Origin of the sequence: Streptomyces iakyrus (assembly GCF_000717055.1) — a bacterium.
Lineage (GTDB): Bacteria > Actinomycetota > Actinomycetes > Streptomycetales > Streptomycetaceae > Streptomyces > Streptomyces iakyrus.
Window position 1 is genome coordinate 48,763 of sequence record NZ_JNXI01000037.1, and the last position, 14,734, is coordinate 63,496.

Below are 14,734 nucleotides of genomic sequence, written 5' to 3' on the forward strand. Positions count from 1 at the left end.
CTCAGGCCTCAAGGGTGTCCAGGCGCAACCGGCGTGCGTCCGCGGCTGGTCGCTACACGCAGCACGTCTCGCAATGCACTGGTCAGTTGGGCAGCGAGAAGGTTCAGCTCCTCCGGGTCCTCGGTCTCGTCGTCGAGTACCTGATGCGAGTGCTCCAGCAGTTGGGACGCCATCCCGAGTTGGAAGGCCTCGATGTGGTCCGCCAGGCGGGAGACGTAGCCGCCTTGGTCATCGGTGCTCAAGTAGCACGGCTTGCCGTCCGGCCCTGCCCACGGGAGAAGTCTCAGTTCGTCGTGTGCCGTCATCCCCGTGTGCCCCTCTCGGTGATCTCGGCGCTGAGCGCTAGCGTGCCACTCGATGCCGACCCGCTCACCGCGTCACCTCTGGGCTGAGGCCGGCCGGGCGCCGCGTGGCACAGGCAATCGCAAGCCTCATAAATCAAGGGAAGGTCGACCGGCGCCAACTCCGGCGACGACTCCGCGCAGGCGTGATGCGTGCCGATCTGGCACGCAGTCGAGCGGTACGGGGTGGCCGAGGCTTCCGAGCCAAGGGCTTGCCGCCGTGATGGCATCACTGAACCCCCAGGAGGGTCGACCTGGCGTCGGCTGGGAGATAGGGAGCGAGGACGACCCTGGGTCGGCGTGCGCGCTCTTCATGCGCCAGTACATACGGACGGACAAGTGCGGTGTCCTCACCCCGGAGTGGCTGCCAGTGACCCGCCCTGTCGAGAGCCTGGCCCAGGACGACCGTCGACTCGTCGGCGAATGCAGCGGAAGCGGGAGCAAGCGTCGGCCGGGACGGCCGTAAGGGGCGGCGGTGCCTGCCCTTGGGGAAGTACCGCTCTCCGGCAAGCGAGGCGGCACGGCGGATACGGTTGAGCACGCTGGTCGGCTCCTATCGCTGATAGCTCGGTCCCCCGACGTCGCCCGTCGTGGGGACCGCTTTGTTTACGACCGCCCAGAGGGTGCGGTCGTTCAGGCTCGTGGCGAGAAGCCCGAACCGATCGGCCTCAGCCACTGCTTCCAGGACCTCCCGCCATAAGTCGGCGGTGAGTGATTCCGGTACCTCCGCCTCGATCGACGTGTGCCGGTCGTGCTCTTCCACGCGTGCGGGAAGCCCGAGGGCGGACAGCCGGGCAGCGATGGCTGCCGCGCGGACTCCCGAAGCGGGCACAGGGCAGCCTCCGTTAACCGGCGATCACTTTGAGTGAAGCTAGTTAACTAGGTTAGAGCTAGTGGACTAGATTTTCCATATGTCTGAGTAGCCGCCCTACCTCCGCATCGCCGACGAACTCCGGCGGCGGATCGCGGAGCACGCGTGGCAGCCGGGGGACCGGCTGCCCTCCCGCGCACAGATTGGCCAGGAGTGCGGCGTGGGCGAGAACGTGGTCCGCCGGGCCCAGGAGCTGCTGATCTCCCAGGGAGTGTTGGAAGGACGCGCCGGATCAGGGACCTACGTCGCCGAGCCCCGGGTGCGGGTGCGGGTCGTCCGGTCGTCTGCGCGCGAGCAGCCCGAGAAGTCGCCCTTCCGTGCCGATATGAAGGCTCTGGGCAAGCAAGGCGACTGGGAGAGCAGGACCGACGCCAAGGTGCCGGCCCCGGCAGACATCGCTACGCGGTTGGGCATCGCCGAGGGCGATCTGTGCGTCAGGACGGCATACGAGTTCCTGGCCGACGGCAGGCCAGTGCAGCTGTCGACGAGCTGGGAGCCGTACGACCTCACGGCAGGGACTCTCGTCGTTCTCCCCGAGGGAGGCCCGCACGCTGGGGCCGGTGTCGTGAACCGCATGACAGCGATCGGCGTCAACGTCAGCCACGCGGTGGAGCAGCCGGAGCCGCGTCAGGCGACCGCCGAGGAGGCCTCTCTTCTGGGCATCCAGAAGGCCGCCCTCGTCACGCACATCCGGCGGACGTACTACAGCGACGACGGGCGCCCCGTCGAGACAGCGGACATCGTCGTGCCCGCAGCTCACTGCGAGATCGTCTACGAGATTCCGATCAACCGGTAGCCGCAGGCCTGTCGAGGGCCGGGGGCTGCGGTGCTTCGGTCGTGTCCACGCCCGTCAAGGGGTGAGGGCGGTCAGCCCTGCCGCTCACTCGTGGCGGCGGCCCAACCCCACGCATGCTGCCCACAAGTGATCATCCCTGGGCCGTCTCTGGGCCGTCCGAGGGCGCCCGAGGCCACCCAACGGCGACCGACAGTGACAGGCGAGTCTCAGCCGTCCACCACAAAGACCCAGGTCAGGACGGCGCTGCTATACGCGTTTCCACCCAGCCCTGGCGGTACGGCAAGATGGGGTGTATCTGCCCACTGCCAGTTTCAAGCTGCCGGACGGTTTCTCTTGGCTGAGTTCATTTACACCATGCGCAAGGCGCGCAAAGCGCACGGCGACAAGGTGATCCTCGACGACGTGACGACCAGCTTCCTGCCGGGGGCGAAGATCGGCGTCGTCGGCCCGAACGGCGCCGGCAAGTCGACGATCCTGAAGATCATGGCCGGCATCGAGCAGCCGTCCAACGGTGACGCCTTCCTCACGCCCGGTTACACGGTCGGCATCCTGCTCCAGGAGCCCCCGCTGACCGAGGACAAGACCGTCCTGGAGAACGTCCAGGAGGGCGTCGCCGGGATCAAGGGCAAGCTCGACCGGTTCAACGAGATCGCCGAGCAGATGGCGACCGACTACACCGACGAGCTCATGGAGGAGATGGGCAAGCTCCAGGAGGACCTCGACCACGCCAACGCGTGGGACCTGGACGCCCAGCTGGAGCAGGCCATGGACGCCCTGGGCTGCCCGCCCGGCGACTGGCCCGTCACCAACCTGTCCGGCGGTGAGCGCCGCCGCGTCGCGCTGTGCAAGCTGCTGCTGGAGCAGCCCGACCTGCTGCTGCTCGACGAGCCCACCAACCACCTCGACGCCGAGTCGGTGAACTGGCTGGAGCAGCACCTGGCCAAGTACCCGGGCACCGTCGTCGCGGTCACCCACGACCGGTACTTCCTGGACAACGTCGCCCAGTGGATCTGCGAGGTCGACCGCGGTCGCCTCTACCCCTACGAGGGCAACTACTCCAAGTACCTGGAGACCAAGGCCGCCCGCCTCAAGGTCGAGGGGCAGAAGGACGCCAAGCGGCAGAAGCGGCTCAAGGAAGAGCTGGAGTGGGTGCGGTCCAACGCCAAGGGGCGGCAGGCCAAGTCCAAGGCGCGTCTGGCGCGCTACGAGGAGATGGCCGCCGAGGCCGACAAGATGCGGAAGCTGGACTTCGAGGAGATCCAGATCCCGCCGGGCCCGCGCCTGGGCAACGTCGTCGTCGAGGTCAACAACCTCACCAAGGGCTTCGGCGAGAAGCTGCTCATCGACGACCTCAGCTTCACCCTCCCGCGCAACGGCATCGTCGGGATCATCGGCCCGAACGGCGCCGGCAAGACCACCCTGTTCAAGATGATCCAGGGCATCGAGGAGCCGGACTCCGGCGCCATCAAGGTCGGCGACACCGTCAAGATCTCCTACGTCGATCAGAGCCGCGAGAACATCGACCCGAAGAAGACGCTGTGGGCCGTCGTCAGCGACGAGCTCGACTACATCAACGTCGGCCAGGTCGAGATGCCGTCCCGCGCCTACGTCTCCGCCTTCGGGTTCAAGGGGCCGGACCAGCAGAAGCCGGCGGGCGTGCTCTCCGGCGGTGAGCGCAACCGCCTGAACCTGGCGCTCACCCTCAAGCAGGGCGGCAACCTGCTGCTCCTCGACGAGCCGACCAACGACCTCGACGTCGAGACCCTCTCCAGCCTGGAGAACGCGCTGCTGGAGTTCCCCGGCTGCGCCGTGGTCGTCTCCCACGACCGGTGGTTCCTGGACCGCGTCGCCACGCACATCCTCGCCTACGAGGGCGAGTCCAAGTGGTTCTGGTTCGAGGGCAACTTCGAGTCGTACGAGAAGAACAAGGTCGAGCGGCTCGGCCCGGACGCGGCCCGTCCGCACCGCGCCACCTACAAGAAGCTGACCCGGGGCTGATCGATCTTGCGGCACATCTACCGCTGCCCGCTGCGCTGGGCGGACATGGACGCGTACGGCCACGTCAACAACGTGGTGTTCCTCCGCTACCTGGAGGAAGCCCGTATCGACTTCCTGTTCCGCCCGGAGAAGGACTTCAAGCAGGGGTCCGTGGTGGCGCGCCATGAGATCGACTACAAGCGGCAGCTCGTCCACCGGCACCATCCGGTGGACATCGAGCTGTGGGTCACCGAGATCAGGGCCGCCTCCTTCACCCTCACCTACGAGGTGAAGGACGGCGACCAGGTCTACGTGCGGGCCTCGACGGTGATCGTGCCGTTCGACTTCGAGGCCCAGCGCCCGCGCCGGATCACGGCCGAGGAACGGGAGTTCCTCAGCGAGTACACGGATGACGCCGAGGAGGAGGCCGTCGCGGCATGACGGCGCTCCACCTCGCCGACGAGGGGGAGGCTGCGGATCTCGCGGCCTTCCTCTCCAGGCTGCTCCACTACGACCGTGGGGCCGCGGTGCGGCTGCAGGCCGCGGGCACCGCACTGGCCGTCTTCGGACGGCCCCCGTCTTTCGAGGTGCTCGCCGTGCGGGCGGTGCGGCTGGCGAAGCCGTACGAGAAGGGCCTGGAGGCCACGCTGGACGTGACCGTGTCCGCCGGTGAGTTCCTGGAGACGGTGGACGAGAAGGCCGGCACGGTCGTCGTGCCGGGCGCGGTCACCGGGCCGCCGTGGGCGGGTGTGCTGCCGCCCCGTGGCGGCTGGCGCAGCGAGCCGGGGCTGCCGGAGCCGGACGCCCTGCGGTCCCTCGTCGCCGCCGTCGTCGCCGAATTCCGCAGCCGTACGCAGGAGTTGCCCTCGGAGCAGCGGACGCGGGCCGAGCTCGACCGGATCGGACGAGACATCTGGTCCCGCACGGTCGGGGACACCCGGCTGCCCGTGCGGGCCGTGCACGCGGCGCAGTCCCTGGGCTTCCTGCGGCCCGGGGCGCCGCTCGGGCTGTTCTCGTCGGGCGCGTGGCTGAGGCTGCGCACGCCGTACGGGTCCATCGCCGTACGACGTGCCGGGCTCGGGGCGCTGGACGTCAGCGTGCGCTGACCGGCGCCTCGACGGCCGTCAGCCCGCGGTGTTGATCATGGAGGCGGCCGCGTAGGTCAGGTAGTTCCACAGCGTGTGCTCGTGTTCCTCGGACAGCCCGAGCTCCTCGACGGCGACCCGCATGTGCTTCAGCCACGCGTCGTGCGCCGCGCGGTCGACCGCGAAGGGCGCGTGCCGCATCCGCAGCCGCGGGTGGCCGCGGTTCTCGCTGTACGTCGTGGGGCCGCCCCAGTACTGCATGAGGAACAGCGCGAAGCGGTCCTCGGCCGGGCCCAGGTCCTCCTCGGGGTACATGGGCCGCAGCAGCGGGTCCTCGGCTACTCCCTGGTAGAAACGGTGGACGAGCCGGCGGAAGGTCTCCTCCCCGCCGACCTGCTCGTAGAAGGTCTGCTCCTGAAGCGTGCCGCGCCGAATCTCATTCACGCGCTCCATGGTCTCAGACGCCACGGCATAGGACTCAAGACCTAGGGCCTGTCGTTTGGATCAGGCCGCAGACGCGGGGCCTGGCACGCACATCTGCCGCGTTGTCGTCGGTTGCCGACGCTCCGCGTCGACGCCCTCCTCCGCCTTGCAGCTGCACGCACCAGGCCCCGCTCACCGGCCGGCACCTCTTCGTGCCGTACTACTACGTCGGTGTCGCGGGCGGCTACGAACGCCGCTGGGGCGAGAGCACCGACCCCGAGGCGCGCGAGCGGTGGATGCGGGGCGCCTACGAGGACACCCCGCTGGCCACCCGGCTGCGCGACGGCGAGCTGCTGTCCTCCAGCAGCCAGCCGTCCCTGATGGCGGACATGCTGGCCGCGCTGGGCGTCGCGGAGGGCCACACGGTCCTGGAGATCGGCGCCGGCACCGGCTACAACGCGGCGCTGCTGGCGCATCGGCTGGGCGACGACAAGGTCACCACCGTGGACCTCGACCCGGAGATCACCGAGTCGGCCCGCCGGCACCTGGCAGCCGCCGGGTACCACCCGGTCGTCGTCACCGGCGACGGCGCCCGGGGCGTGCCGGAGCGCGCCCCGTTCGACCGGATCATCGCCACCTGCGCCCTGGGCGGCGTCCCGCCCGCCTGGGTCGCCCAGAGCCGCCCCGGCGGCCGGATCCTCATGCCGCTCGCCACCGGCCTGATCATGCTGACGGTGACGGACGCCGGGCACGCCGAGGGGCGCTTCCTGCACACGCCCGCCTACTTCGTGCCGCTGCGCGGCGCGGGCCGGCCCGGGGGCGAGCCGGTCCAGCTGGGCGGGGTGCCGCGCCGGGCGCGCGAGGACGACCTGTTCCGTTTCCTGCTGGCCCTGACCCGCGACAGCCTCGACCCGCAGGAGGCGCACGCGTTGTGGGAGCAGGAGGGCAGGCCGCAGCGCGAGCGCTACGGCATCACCGTCAGCGGCGAGAGGCAGTGGGCCTGGCTGGACGACCCGGAAGGGCCGTATGCCTGGCCCCTCCCGTCGTGACGTCGCGCTGCGGCCGGGATCAGCCGCGGCGGATCGTGATGGTCGTCCAGGCGCCCACGTGCACCCGGTCGCCGTCCTGCAGCGGGACGGGGACGAAGGGCTGGATCGGCTCGTCCGAGCCGTTGACCGTCGTGCCGTTCGTCGAGTTCTGGTCGACGACCGCCCAGCTGCCGTCCGGCTGCTGCACCAGCACCGCGTGCTGGTGCGAGACGCCCGGGTCCTCCGGCGGCGTCGACAGGTCGATGTCGGGAGTGTCGCCGGTGGAGTGCCGGCGGCGGCCGATCGTGAGCTGGTTGCCGGTGAGCGTGCGCTGCTGCTCGGGCGAGTACGCGGGCAGGTTCAGGCCCGCGGCCTCGGGGCCGGAGCGCTGCATCATCGCCATGAAGTAGTCGCGGTCCGGGCCGATGGTCGCGGTCCACGTCGCCGGTCCCTGCGGCGCCTGGGGCTGCTGCGGGAAGCCGCCGGGTCCGGGCGGGGCCTGCGTCGCACCGGGCTGCGGGTAGCCGTAGCCGCCCTGGCGGGGGCCGCCCTGGCCGCCCGGGCCGGACGTCGGCGGGGAGATCACCCAGTCGTCGTCACCGCCGCCGAAGGACGGACCGCCCTGCTGCGGGGGCCGCTGGGTCTCCTGCGGGAATCCGGGCGGGGCCGGCGGGCCGGACTGGTGGAAGGCCTGCGGAGCACCGGGGCCACCCGGGCCTCCGGGACCGGGACCACCCGGGCCACCGGGACCACCCGGGCCGGGAGGGCCGCCGAAGCCACCGGGGCCACCCGGGCCGCCGGGTCCGGGCGGGGTCGGGGCACCGCCGGGCTGCGGGTAGCCGTAGCCACCGCCCTGAGGGCCACCGGGGCCGCCGGGGCCACCCGGGCCGGGGCGGCCGGACGGGTCGCCGCCGAACGGCGGGATCGGCTCGGCCGGGCGGTTCACCTGCGACGGGCGGGAGCCCTGGTACTCGTAGGAGTCACCGCCGCCGTACGACGGGCCGGGCGGGCCCTGCCGGCCCGGTGGCTGGAAACGCACGCCGGGGCCGGGCGGCGGGGCCGCGGGGGTGTACGACGTCGCCGTGTTCGTAAGGAAGTTCCACCGGCACTCTTCGCAGAACGGGGCGCCGCCCTCACGGGGCGTGCGGCACTGCGGGCAGAGCTCCGGCTCGGCGTTCGGTACGGCGGACAGGTGCGGCGGGCGTCCACCGGGCTGGCCGCCGGGGCCCTGCGGGCCGCCCTGGCCGGGCGGGGGCGGGAAGCCGTAGCCACCGGGCGGCGGCGGGGGAGGAGGCGGAGGCACGGCACCCGCCATGCGGTGACCGCAGACCTCGCACCAGTCGTCGGAACCCGACTGGTGTCCGTTCGGGCAGGTCGGCATGTCGGCGCGTCCCTCCTTCGATCTCTTCCAGGTCACTTCTTCACGCGAACAGTCTTGGTGGACCGGGTTTCGAGCGTCATCTCGTCAGCCTCCGCGACCTTCGCCTTCAGTCGCACAGTACCGGTCGCGGCATCGACCACGTCCACCACCTTCGCAAGCAGTTTCGCAGTATCCGCGTTCCCGGAGGCACTCGCGAGCTGAACGGCCCGGCCCAGTTTGGCCGTTGCTCCGTCCATATCGCCTGACTTACGAAGATCCAGCCCTTGTTGGATGACTTGTGCCAGTTCGGCCTGCCCGGTGTAGTGGGCGACCTGAGGATTGATCGACGTCGAGGCGACCATGTCGTCCGTCCACACGGCCCGCACCAGACCCTGCGCGCCGAGGTTCTGGACGCTGCCGTCGGGCTGCGGAATGACCAGGGAGATCCGGCCCGCCAGCATCTCCCGCCCGATGCCCGCGACCGGGACCTCGACGCAGACGTGGTAGTCACGGGACTCATCTCCCCAGGAACCGAGGGGGTAGTCGCCGGCGCGCGGGCCCGCCTCGGTGCGCCGGCCGGTCAGGTCCTCGACCGTCGGCGCGACCTGCTTGACGAACTTCACGGTCGTGTCGACCGGGGTCCACAGCCGCAGCGAGACGTCCGCGACCTCCTTGCCCATCGCCGTCTCCATCATCCGCGTGAAGTCGGCGGCGAGCGCGGCCGGATCGGCGACGATGTCGGCGGTGCCGAGCAGGGCGGAGGCGATCCCTGTGACTTCTTTCACTTCCCAGTCCGTGCCCACGCCGCGCGCGTCACACGTGAAGCGCCCGGCGCACGCGTCGAGCGCGGCCTTCAGGTCCTGGGGCGATTCGTGCTCGTTGCGGCCGTCGGTGAGCAGGATGCCGTGCCGGATCGCGACGTCAGCGGAGGACAGCAGGCGGTCGGCCAGTTTCAGCCAGGTGCCGATGGCCGTGCCGCCGCCCGCGCTGAGCGAGCGCAGCGCATGCTTGGCCTGCTCGCGGGTGGTGGCGTCGGCGACCGCGACGCGCCCGCCGCCCGGGTAGATCTCCTTCGCCACGTGGGTCCCGCCGATCACCGCGAAGTGCACGCCGTCGCGCAGGGTGTCGATCGCCGCGGCCGTGGCGTCGCGAGCGTTGCGCATCTTGGTCGGCGGGTAGTCCATCGACCCGGAGCAGTCGACCATGATCGCCACGGCCGCGGACGGGCCCTGGCCGGGCGAGTAGAGGTGGGGCGCCGCGACCGCGCTGCCGATCGTGCCGCCGCCGGTCGCCGTCACCGTGACGATGGCGTTGACCTCGCCGGCGCCCTCCGGCAGGTACTCGTTCTGGTACACGTCCACCGAGAACTGGGGCACGTTCGACTTCGAGAAATTGGCCATGCCTGCTTCGATCCCCCTCCAAAGCCCCCGCCGCGGCGGGGTGATGACGGTAGGCGGACCGGTCCCCTCCGGTCCGCCGAGGCGTCCGGCGTACGTGGCCTCAGGCCGATCCTGCCCCCTGGGGCACGGCCGGGAACGGCACGAGCGCCACTGTTACGTTGTCGTGGCCCCCGCCGTCCAGGGCGTGGCCGACGAGCACCCGGGCGCTGTGCAGCGGATGCGTGGCCGCGTCGAGCGGGACGACGCGGGCCATCTCCTCGGCCGCCTCCGCGTAGTTCCACAGGCCGTCGGTGCAGACGACGACCACGCCGGGCCGGTCCGGCTTGAACGCGGCGGTGTGCGGTTCCAGTTCGTAGGCGTCCGCGCCGAGCCAGCCGGTGATCGCGTGGGCGCGCTCGTCGGCGTAGGCCTCGGCCTCGTTCATCAGGCCCGCGGCGACCATCTGCGCGGCCCAGGAGTCGTCCTCGGTGAGCCGGGCCGGGGGAGCGCTCCGGTCGACCGGGACCCAGTAGGCGCGGCTGTCGCCGACCCAGCCGACGATCAGCAGCCCCGACGTCACCACGGCGCCGACGATGGTGCAGGCGGGCGCGTTCTGGTGGGGGGCCTGCTCCAGGGCCGTGGCGGGCTCCGCGGCGAGCGAGTTGACCGCGCGCGAGGCGGCCAGGATCGCGTCGTGCATCGCCTGCTGCGGGTGGGTGCCGCGCGGCAGGGCCGCCAGCAGCGTCTCGCCCGCCGCCTTCGACGCCGCCGCTGAGGCGTCGTCGGGGCGGGTCGCCGAGGAGACGCCGTCGCAGACGATCGCGACGGAGGCGGGGGAGCCGTCGGGCAGCGTGGTGGTGCCGATGGCGAACGCGTCCTCGTTGCGGTGGTGGCGCAGACCGCGGTCGCTGACCGCGGCCAGGGGGCCGGACTCCTGCTCCATGTGGTCCCGTTCGCGCGGCTGGGCGTGGCCGCAGTTCTCGCAGTAGCCGTCGTCGTCCACGCGGCCGGCCCGGCAGGCGACGCAGACCTTGCCGCCGGCGCCCGCGGCCTGGGCCGCCGGCTCGGCGGACACCCGTGGGTCCGGCGCCTGGAGGAGGTACTCGTCGGGCTGTGTCTGATAGATCTCCGGCGACACCGCGGCCCCGTCGGGCTGCCGCGGCCGGTCGAACCGCACGCCCGCGGCCGCGGCCGGCGGGGCACTCGGTGGCGGGGGCGGCTGAGGCGGCAGGGCCGAGCCGCCCGAGTCCGTGCCCGGCAGGTCCGTCGGCAGGTGCACCGCCTCCGGGGCTCCCGTGCCGTCCGGCCCGGGGGCGGGCCAGGCCGCGCCGCCGGGGGGCGCCGCCGGGGGCTCGGGATACCCGCCGGCCGGAGCACCCTGGCCGGGCACCGAGCCGTTCATGGTGATGGTCGGGTTGTCCTGCGGCCGCTCCGGCACGGCGGACAGGTCGTATCCGCACGCGCCGCAGAAACGGTCACCCGATTCGAGGGGTTCCTCGCAACTCGGGCAGGCGGACAACTGGGGCATCTGCGACATCAACTACACCCACGTCCGGGGGCGGTAACGATTGGCACGTTCCACCAGGTCGATCCTCTCCTCGCCGCCCCGCGCCAGCCGGGCCAGCGTGCGGTACGAGCGTTCCAGGCCGAAACGCAGGCCCCGCTCGTCCAGGCCGCTGCCGAGCAGCGTCCGTCCCCCGGCGGCGGGAGGGGCGGAACCCTGGCCCCCGGAGAGTACCCAGTCCAGCGCGCAACCGAGGACTTCGGCCGACAACTGTTCCCGCCGCGCCGGATCCAGACCGTACGCCTCCAGCGCCTCGACCTGCGCGGCGGCCGCCGTGAGGTCCCCCAGGAAGGCCGCGTCGTTGGCGCTCGCCGTGCGCTGCCGCAGTCGCGCCCGCACGGCCGCCACCCGGGCGGCCGTGTAGTGGATGGAGGACTCCGGGACCGACTCCAGCGTCCGTACGGCGCCGTGCCGGTCCCCGGTCGCCAGCTGGACGCGGGCCAGGCCGAACGCGGCGCTCACATAGCTCGGGTCGGCCGACCACACCAGCCGGTAGTACTCGGCGGCGTTGTCGAGCTGGCCCAGCACTTCGGCGCACAGGCCCAGCGCCAGCTTGGGCGCGATCTCACCCGGGAAGGCGTCGTAGATCGCGTCGAAAGCCAGCGCGGCGCCCTCGTCGTCGCCCGTGACCAGCGCGGCCACGCCCCGGTACCAGACCACCCGCCAGTCGTCGGGCCGCTCGCCCTCCAGCGCGACCAGCGCCTGCAGTGCGGCGGCCGGATCGCCGGTCTCCAGCCAGGCTCGGATCTGCCGCAGCCGGGTCTCGATCGACGGGGCCGGAGCGGCGGCCAGGGCGCCGAGCAGTTCCGCGGGCGCCGAGGTCATCAGCCCCGCCAGGAAACCGGCGTTGGGGTCGGTCGGGTCGACACGCGGAACGGGCAGGGCGAACGCGGCGGAGGCGGTGTCCACGGCCTTGACGAGGCTGTGCGCCGGCCCGGGCCGCTGCGGGTCGGGCAAGACGGCGGGAGCGCCGGCACGAGCCCGGGCCCGCACCACCCGGGCCCCCAGGCGGGACACCTCGCCGTCCAGCCTCGGGAACAACTCCGTGTCCGTCACCCGTAGTTCCGGGCCGAACAGCGTGGACAGGGCCGGGCGGGCGCGGCCCGTCTGGAGGGAGACGACCTCCCGCAGCACACCCGTCAGCTGCTCGGTCATCTCCTGCGCGGAGGCGAACCGGCGGGCCGGGTCGGGGTCCGTGGCACGGACCAGGAGCCGGTAGAACGACTCGTACTGCCGGAACACCTCGATGTGGTCCGGGTCGGGCAGGGAGTCGGCGTAGACGTTCGTGTAGCCCTGGAAGTCGAAGGTCAGGACGGCGAGGGTGCGCGCGACCGTGTACAGGTCGCTCGCCACCGACGGGCCCGCCTCGGCCACCTCGGGGGCCTGGTAGCCGACCGTGCCGTAGATGGCCGACTCCTCGTCGTCCATCCTGCGCACCGCGCCCATGTCGATCAGCTTCAGCTGGTCCTCGGTCTGGATCGCGTTGTCGACCTTGAAGTCGCAGTACAGCAGGTTCCGGCTGTGCAGGTGCCCGAGCGCCTCCAGCGCCTCGATGCCGTACGCGCAGGCCTGCTCCACCGGCAGCGGGTCGCGCCTGCCCTGGGCGGTGCGGCGGGCGTTGGCGATCTCCTTCAGGGACTTGCCGCCGACGTACTCCATGACGATGTAGCCGTCGAGCGAACCCGTGCGCTGGTCCAGGTGCTCCACGAAGTTGTAGATCCGCACGATGTTGGCGTGCTCGATCTCCGCGAGGAAGCGCCGCTCGGAGATCGCCGCCGCCATCGCGTCCTGGTCGCCCGTGTCCAGCAGGCCCTTGAGAACCACCCAGCGGTCCGAGACCGCCCGGTCGACGGCGAGGTAGATCCAGCCCAGCCCGCCGTGCGCCAGGCAGCCGACCACCTCGTACTGGCCGTGCACCACGTCCCCGGCCCTCAGCTTCGGCACGAACGAGTACGGATGGCCGCACTTCGTGCAGAAACCCTCCGTACGGCCCGGCCGGTCGCCGCGCGCCCGGCCCACCGGGGCGCCGCAGTCGGAGCGCGAGCAGAACCGCTTCCGCTCGGGCACCTCGGGGTTGTCCAGGACCATCTCGCGCGGGTCGGGCCGCGGGATCGGCGGCACCTGCACCAGACCCGCGCCCAGCCGGCCCCGCGACCCGGAACCCGCGGTCGAACCGGAGCTGCGCACCGACACCGAGCGGCCCGTCGACTTGCCCGACAGGGACCGCGACAGGCGCCCCGACACCGAGCGGCGCGACTTCGACGACTGCGACGACGTCCGCGAACTGCGGCCGCTGGAGCGGGAACTGCCGCTGCCGGCCGACCCTCGGGAGCCGCCCCTGCCGCCGGCGGTGATGCCGGTGGGAGGCGAACCGACCTCGCCGTTCGCGGCGACGACCGGGGCCAGACCACAGGTGTCGCAGTACAGCTCGCCGCCGCCCACGTCCTCGTACGTGCCCTCGCAGGCGGGGCGCTGACAGGTGCGCGGCGGCGCGCCGGGCGGCTCCTGCGGTGCCTGACTCATGGACTCCCCCTCGTCGCTCATGCGCCCGGCCCCCTCCGGTCGTCCTCCGGCACGCTCTGCCCCGGCACGCCTTGCCCCGGCACCCGCGGGCCGCCCAGCAGCTCTGCGGCCGCGTGCTGGTACCGCAGCACCGCCTGCTCGGCGGCGCGCAGGTCGCACGGGGCGCTCCACAGCATGCGGCGCGCCTTCTCGTACCGCTCCACCAGCAGCGTGTCCTCGGCGAGGCCGTGCCGGGCGACCTTCGCCTTGTACGCGTCCAGCCGGCCGCGCAGCTCGGCGCGGACCGCCAGTGGGGCGGTGACCGCGGTCAACGACTCGCGGGCACGGAGCAGTTCGTCCTCGGCCTTCTGCTCCAGCGACTCCAGCAGCGGGGACAGCCGGTGCCACTGCGCCTGCCTGCGGTACTCCGCGGCCGCCGCCAGCTGCTCCTGGAGCACCGTCGGCGGGCCGCTGACGACCGGCACCTCCGTCGCCGCGATCTTCGCCAGCACCTCGCCGCGTGCCGTGCGCGCCTCGGCCAGCGTGCGGTCCGCGCGGCTGAGGAGGTCCCGCAGCTTCACGATCCGCTTCTCGGCGTCCTGCCGGACGGTCAGTACGGCGTCGATCTCACGGCGCACGTCGTCCAGGGCACGCGCCTCGCGGTCGTACACCGTCGTGTCCGGCCGGCCGCCGCCCGGCGCCGAACTGCCCTCCGCGGCCACCCAGAACGCCAGCGGGTCCGAGACGACCTGCTCGCGCAGCTTCGTCAGTATCCGCGTGATGCGCTCCAGGTCGTCGCCCGCGGGGTGCTCGCCGGGGCGGACGCCGACCGAGTGCGCCAGCCGCCGGGTTCGCTGGAGTTCCGCCGCGAGCAGGTCGATCCGGGCCGGCAGCGCCGACCAGACCGCGTCCGCCGCGACCACCATGTCCAGGCTCGTCGCGTACAGCTCGTTCATCCGGTCGACGAGGGTGGTCAGCGAGTAGCGCTCGCTGAGTTTCGTCGGACTGCCGTGCAGGGTGGGGGCGTTGGCCGTCGCCGTGGCGCTGCCGGCGACGGTGACCGAGTCGCCGTTCAGCAGTTCCGTCAGCTCCACCAGGTCCTCGCGGCTGGACCAGCGGCGGCGGGAGCGGATGTCGCGGGCGGAGCGCAGCGCGTCGGTGTACGCGTCGAAGTACGTCCACAGCAGCGTGATCGACGCCTCCGTGGCCGTCCAGCGCTCCTGGGTGACGCCGGTGAGCTCGGCCCCCTCCAGGAGTCTGCGGCCCGCGTGGTCCTGCAGGGCGAGGAGCGAGGTCTCGATCGCCTCGTGCTCCGCGCCGAGCCGCGCCAGCGCACGGTCCACCTCGTCCCGGTCCATCACCGGCCCGGTGGGTCCCGTGACGCCCATCGATCACCTCTCGCTGCTGT

At 72.1% G+C, this 14,734-nt stretch carries 13 protein-coding genes; 5 read left to right on the forward strand and 8 right to left on the reverse strand.

Translation table 11 applies throughout. The annotated features are described in order from the left end of the window. Positions 1-8 precede the first annotated feature (8 nt). Complete coding sequence (locus tag OO68_RS38810; RefSeq protein ID WP_033314182.1) at positions 9-305, reverse strand: hypothetical protein; 297 nt, start codon at positions 303-305, stop codon at positions 9-11. A gap of 589 nt (positions 306-894) precedes the next feature. Beyond that, the gene (locus OO68_RS48105; RefSeq protein ID WP_033314183.1) at positions 895-1,173 is read right to left on the reverse strand and encodes a hypothetical protein; all 279 of its coding nucleotides are present in this window, start codon (positions 1,171-1,173) and stop codon (positions 895-897) included. A gap of 106 nt (positions 1,174-1,279) precedes the next feature. Here OO68_RS48105 and OO68_RS42785 point away from each other — a divergent pair, with 106 nt between their 5' ends. From OO68_RS42785 to OO68_RS38835, 4 genes are all read left to right on the forward strand, one after another. Then, positions 1,280-2,008, forward strand: coding sequence for a GntR family transcriptional regulator (locus tag OO68_RS42785; RefSeq protein WP_245237395.1), 729 nt, complete (start codon positions 1,280-1,282; stop codon positions 2,006-2,008). 333 nt (positions 2,009-2,341) lie between these two features. Further along, complete coding sequence (ettA, locus tag OO68_RS38825; protein WP_033314184.1) at positions 2,342-4,006, forward strand: energy-dependent translational throttle protein EttA; 1,665 nt, start codon at positions 2,342-2,344, stop codon at positions 4,004-4,006. A gap of 6 nt (positions 4,007-4,012) precedes the next feature. Continuing rightward, entirely contained in the window at positions 4,013-4,426 is a 414-nt protein-coding gene (locus OO68_RS38830) for an acyl-CoA thioesterase (protein ID WP_033314185.1), read from the forward strand. Then, positions 4,423-5,091, forward strand: coding sequence for a DUF8010 domain-containing protein (locus tag OO68_RS38835; RefSeq protein ID WP_033314186.1), 669 nt, complete (start codon positions 4,423-4,425; stop codon positions 5,089-5,091). The genes OO68_RS38830 and OO68_RS38835 overlap by 4 nt, the downstream gene beginning before the upstream one ends. An 18-nt stretch (positions 5,092-5,109) precedes the next feature. Here the strand turns inward: OO68_RS38835 and OO68_RS38840 are convergent, their stop codons facing one another. Beyond that, positions 5,110-5,523, reverse strand: coding sequence for a globin (locus OO68_RS38840; RefSeq protein ID WP_033314187.1), 414 nt, complete (start codon positions 5,521-5,523; stop codon positions 5,110-5,112). A 50-nt stretch (positions 5,524-5,573) separates the two neighbouring features. On the opposite strand from OO68_RS38840, the gene OO68_RS38845 reads away from it, so the two are divergent. Next, positions 5,574-6,542 carry a methyltransferase domain-containing protein gene (locus OO68_RS38845; RefSeq protein ID WP_439332902.1) on the forward strand — a complete coding sequence of 323 codons (969 nt, stop codon included), beginning with the start codon at positions 5,574-5,576 and terminating at the stop codon, positions 6,540-6,542. A 19-nt stretch (positions 6,543-6,561) separates the two neighbouring features. Here the strand turns inward: OO68_RS38845 and OO68_RS38850 are convergent, their stop codons facing one another. The 5 genes from OO68_RS38850 to OO68_RS38870 form a co-directional block, all read right to left on the reverse strand. After that, positions 6,562-7,902, reverse strand: coding sequence for an FHA domain-containing protein (locus OO68_RS38850; RefSeq protein WP_033314188.1), 1,341 nt, complete (start codon positions 7,900-7,902; stop codon positions 6,562-6,564). A gap of 32 nt (positions 7,903-7,934) precedes the next feature. Then, positions 7,935-9,281, reverse strand: coding sequence for a vWA domain-containing protein (locus OO68_RS38855; RefSeq protein WP_033314189.1), 1,347 nt, complete (start codon positions 9,279-9,281; stop codon positions 7,935-7,937). 100 nt (positions 9,282-9,381) lie between these two features. Then, entirely contained in the window at positions 9,382-10,797 is a 1,416-nt protein-coding gene (locus OO68_RS38860) for a PP2C family protein-serine/threonine phosphatase (protein WP_106974531.1), read from the reverse strand. A gap of 3 nt (positions 10,798-10,800) precedes the next feature. Beyond that, on the reverse strand, positions 10,801-13,347 hold the full coding sequence (locus OO68_RS38865) for a serine/threonine-protein kinase (RefSeq protein ID WP_033314252.1): 2,547 nt from the start codon (positions 13,345-13,347) through the stop codon (positions 10,801-10,803). Positions 13,348-13,364: 17 nt separating this feature from the next. Further along, entirely contained in the window at positions 13,365-14,714 is a 1,350-nt protein-coding gene (locus OO68_RS38870) for a coiled-coil domain-containing protein (protein ID WP_033314191.1), read from the reverse strand. Between the last annotated feature and the right edge of the window lie 20 nt (positions 14,715-14,734).